Genomic DNA, 4251 nt, shown 5'->3' with positions numbered 1-4251 from the left:
GCTGTAACCCCCTCTAGTTAAGCACTCCGTTATTTTGCTCTGGGGGTAACTTCAGATGTAACTAAACCCGCCCTCCCCTGACCCGCCTCTACTGTTCTCCTATTGCTCCCCTCTCCCGTGCAAAAAAAGCGAAGCATCCTTTGTCATCCCCCTTCTTGTAGGGGGGAACGAGGGGGGTTGGGAGAGCTCACAAGGGTAGGTTTTTTAAGATTGGGGTTCAGGTAAGACAAGGTAGACAGGTAGACCATCACTTCGACTTCGCTCAGCGACCGTAGACAAGGAAGAGTGAGAACGAAAAATAGGGCGTTTCGGCTTTTAGAAGTTAGAAGTGTGTTTGACCGAACCGAATTCTGTACGGTTTTTCCCCCTTGTCTTCTTTCCTTCCTTGTCCCCAAGTCTAGTCTCCACCCTTAAATAAAAAACCTACACCTGCCAGGGTTGGGAGAGGGGCTGGGGGTGAGGGCTGTAGCGTCACCTACAGATGGTGGTGCAACGGTAAAGCCAGCTTGTGCGATCGCGTAAGACCCAAACGCCAAGTATCATGATTTAGCGCATTTTGTCAATTTAGTAACATAAATTAACATATTTATCCTCTACATTAGAAATAGAGATAAAAAAGAGGGATAGTGATCATGGGTTTAATCAACAATATCGAAGTTCGTCCCTTGGAATCAGTCAAAGGCGGAACAGTCAATTTTTACACCCCCCAATCGAGTCACGAAACCATGCTGGTACAGATTCCACCTGCTACGGTGGAAGATCTATTTGTTCACCGATTTCAAACCGATCAACTTTTAGTTGTGCGGGGAAGTGTTGTGCTTGTGGTGCTAAGAAATCGCCAATATGAGTATATTCCGCTAATTGACTCTCAGCCAACAGTGCTAAAAGTCCCGCCCGGTATTCTTCATGGTGCAATTAATCTCAGTTCCGAAACTTGTGTGGTGGTGAATGCTGTCTTGCGTCATGGTACACCTCATGAACGGGATTATCAGCCGATCAAACCACCGTTTCCTTATGATTTGGGACTAGCTCAAGCTAAGTTAAGAAAAGTCAATTCTTCGACGAACACCCAATTATTACCTGTGGGTTAATTGAACTGTTGCTCAATTCAGCAGGAAATTGGCAACAGATTGGATTAAACCATAACAGGTGTTTTCTGTTTCCGACGCTGCTTGAGAACCATTCGCAGGTTGCCAGGAGGCGCGATCGTTAAACCGCGACGCATCGGCTTCACCAGACGATTATCAGTTAATGCCAGTTCAAACTGTGACAAAATAGTCGCCAGCACCAGCTTCATTTCTAACAGTGCCAATGCTGAACCAATACAGCGACGGTTCCCGCCACCAAAGGGAAAATATTCATAAGGGGAATATTGCCGTTCTAGAAAACGTTCCGGTTTAAACTGCTTTGGTTCTGGATAGATATCTTCCCGATGATGAACTAAATAAATAGAAGGCAGAAATGCTGTACCTGCTTCAAACTGATATCCCATAATTTCCATGGGTGACTTGAGAATCCGAGCAAACGTACTGGGCGCAATGGGATAAATTCGCAGGGTTTCTTGACAGACGGCTGTTAGATAGGGAAGCCGAGACATTGCCATCGGATCGTTCTTTGTATCCAATGTTTCTAATTCCTCAAGCAGCTTTTGACGCACATCTGGTAGATAATGAATCCAATACAACGCCCAAACCAGTGCAGACGCCGTGGTTTCATGACCCGCAATTAGAAGTGTCATTAACTGATCATGTAATTCCTCATCCGTCATCGGCTCACCTGCTTCATCTCGCGCCGATAGAAGTAATGTTAAAATGTCAGTTCGCGACCAATCCCCTTGCTCTCGACGTTCGCGAATCTCATCAAAAATCAACTGTTTGATCTGCTGCTTTAACTGCAAAAAACGCCCCCAGGGACTCCAAGCACCCCAATCCTGTCGCAGCCAAGGGAAAAAGAGCAGAGTGGAACTCAGGGGAGAGTCAAAGGATGCTAGGAGGGTACTCAGCAAATGTCTCAGTTGGGTGTAACGTTCTCCCTGATTCAAGCCAAACACCGCTTGTAAAATCACCCGCAAGGTAATCTCTTGGGTATAGGTACGGATAATCAACGGTTGACCCACTGTCCATTCTGCTGTTACCGTTTCCGTAATATCACAAATAAGCTGACCATACTCTCGCAAGCGATCGCCATGAAAGGGAGGCATCAGCAGGCGGCGTTGGCGCTGATGGGGTTCACCATCTAACATCAGCAGTGAGTTATCCCCGACTAAATAGCGTAAAACCCCATTTCCTCGACCCGATTCAAATACCTCTGGATCAGCCGTAAAAATCTCTTTAATCGCCTGGGGATTGCTGACATAGATAAAGGGAGGCTCATTATCCCCGCCAAATTTGATCATATCTCCATACCGTTGAGCATAATCCTCTAGGTAGTCCAAGGGGCGAAAAATCAGCTTGATGATCCGGAAAATTCTCAGAAATCGGGGTGTGCGCGGACCGGTTAGTGGTTTCATAGAATCTTGCTGTTAGCGGCTACTCTTTTTATCTTGCCTAATTTTTCCCGATACGTTGCTCTAAGAGTCTCAGATACGTTATTCTACTTATATCTTAGGCAACCGCTAGGACAAGTCAAGAGCGGCACCAATGACTCAAACTGTTCAGGCTTCCACTATCCAAATCGATGAATTAGAATCGAGTTTTGGTTTACAAGAAATCGTCGATGATCAATTTTTTCGAGAATGGCAAGATAACTTACCAGAGATTGGCGCATGGGAAAAAGAATCATTAGATAGATTGAAAGCAGGGTATCTGAATTTACTCAAGAAACCTCCATTCGCCGAAAATGCGATCAGAATGGCGGTTATTCATCCCTTGCTATTCATCGCTGGATTTTATCTATCGCCGTTTACTGTAAAACCCGAAAAATCAATCACCATTGCTTTAAACGATGAAGATGGCTTAATTATCGAAGGACGCATTGATGTTTTAGTTTTAAAAGAGCAGTTTTGGTTAATGGTAATTGAAACAAAACGGGCAGGAATTAGTTTAGAAGCGGGAATGGCTCAACTCTTGGCTTATATGCTAGGAACACCTAATCCGGAAAAACCTGTATTTGGTCTGTTAACGAATGGGGGTCATTTCCTATTTGCAAAATTAGTTCACGGCGAAACCACTGAGTACGCTTTATCAGATGAATTTGTGCTGCGCCGACGGGAGAATGAGTTGTATCGTGTATTAAGCATCCTGAAACATTTGGCTCAATTAATTTAACCCGTTAGACTGAAATATTGATGTACTTTGAATTAAAGATCATCAACGCGATCAATATCTATTCCCTGTTCCTTCCTAATCTAAACCATCAACTGTAATTTTGTTCGACTAATTATTGTTCATTTCAACGTTTTTGGTAAAGGCGATCGCGTCCCGATTTCATACCCTTTCTTTTCAATCAAACGCTTCAACTCTTCCACCCGTTTTTTAGGTGCGGGATGGGTTGACAGGAAGGCAAAATTGGCTCCGGTTTTCTCACTCATTCGTTCAAAAAAGTCCGTAGCTCCAGCGACATGACCGTAAGTGTCATCTAATAACATTAAGCCAAACACATCCGCTTCCTTTTCCTGAGATTGAGAATACTGCGATCGCGCAATGGCTTCCACCGCACCCGAAGCCGCTGATTGTAAGGCTCCTGCGTCTCCGAGGAAATAGGCTAAGGCTACCCTTACCACCAACACTCGTCCCAAACCCCGCAGGTGATCTCGGTGAGCAAAATGACCCAATTCGTGGGCTAATACCATCATCAATTCATTCTCAGACTCTGCTTGTTCTAGTAAACCCTGATAAATAACAATAGCATCTCCTGGTAACGCGATCGCATTCACCGTAGACTCTGGCAAATACAACACCTGATAATCCCGCTCCTTTTGTTGTTCAGGGGGAAGTTCCTGTTCCAAACGATCTAATAATTGGTTCAGAGTATCTTGAGTTGGAGATGGTTTAGCTTGTTTCTCGTAAACTGGCACAATTACCGCCCCCAATTTTTGTTCCACACTCGGCGGAATCATCCCAATTAAACCATTGACCAGCAGATTCAAAAACCCAATAACAGCCACAATAAAGCCGATAAATAGCCCCAATAAAATTAGGAGTTGGCGATTACTCGGCGGTGGATTACGATTCGTTGAAGCATTGGACATAGACAAAAAATACGTTCCGTAGTAAGCGCTTTAGCGCCGTTCTGTAGTAAGCGCTTTAGCGC

General features: G+C 44.7%; 4 protein-coding genes. 2 read left to right on the top strand and 2 right to left on the bottom strand.

The window, feature by feature from the left end; translation table 11 throughout:
• Window positions 1–632: 632 nt before the first annotated feature.
• On the top strand, window positions 633–1091 hold the full coding sequence (locus ACLFWI_RS27605; protein ID WP_446415593.1) for a dTDP-4-dehydrorhamnose 3,5-epimerase: 459 nt from the start codon (window positions 633–635) through the stop codon (window positions 1089–1091).
• Window positions 1092–1135: 44 nt separating this feature from the next.
• On the opposite strand, the gene ACLFWI_RS27600 is transcribed toward ACLFWI_RS27605, so the two are convergent.
• A complete protein-coding gene (locus tag ACLFWI_RS27600) occupies window positions 1136–2509 on the bottom strand; it encodes a cytochrome P450 (protein WP_446415592.1) in 1374 nt (457 codons plus the stop codon).
• Between the two features lie 130 nt (window positions 2510–2639).
• Between ACLFWI_RS27600 and ACLFWI_RS27595 the strand changes: the two genes are divergently transcribed.
• Window positions 2640–3266 (top strand): restriction endonuclease subunit R, encoded by a 627-nt coding sequence (locus tag ACLFWI_RS27595; RefSeq protein WP_446415591.1) that lies wholly within the window; start codon window positions 2640–2642, stop codon window positions 3264–3266.
• 119 nt (window positions 3267–3385) lie between these two features.
• Here ACLFWI_RS27595 and ACLFWI_RS27590 read toward each other — a convergent pair whose 3' ends face one another.
• Complete coding sequence (locus tag ACLFWI_RS27590) at window positions 3386–4189, bottom strand: M48 family metallopeptidase (protein ID WP_446415590.1); 804 nt, start codon at window positions 4187–4189, stop codon at window positions 3386–3388.
• Window positions 4190–4251 lie beyond the last annotated feature (62 nt).

The sequence above is a fragment of the Coleofasciculus sp. genome, from assembly GCF_046539235.1.
GTDB lineage: Bacteria > Cyanobacteriota > Cyanobacteriia > Cyanobacteriales > Coleofasciculaceae > Coleofasciculus.
Note: the sequence above shows the minus strand (reverse complement) of the source record. Positions and strands in the feature narration are given on the sequence as shown.

Excerpts from the sequence above, each read along its gene's own strand:
- ACLFWI_RS27605 (WP_446415593.1), top strand. The coding sequence starts at position 633 with ATGGGTTTAATCAACAATATCGAAGTTCGTCCCTTGGAATCAGTCAAA.
- ACLFWI_RS27590 (WP_446415590.1), bottom strand. The coding sequence starts at position 4,189 with ATGTCCAATGCTTCAACGAATCGTAATCCACCGCCGAGTAATCGCCAA.
- ACLFWI_RS27595 (WP_446415591.1), top strand. The coding sequence starts at position 2,640 with ATGACTCAAACTGTTCAGGCTTCCACTATCCAAATCGATGAATTAGAA.
- ACLFWI_RS27600 (WP_446415592.1), bottom strand. The coding sequence starts at position 2,509 with ATGAAACCACTAACCGGTCCGCGCACACCCCGATTTCTGAGAATTTTC.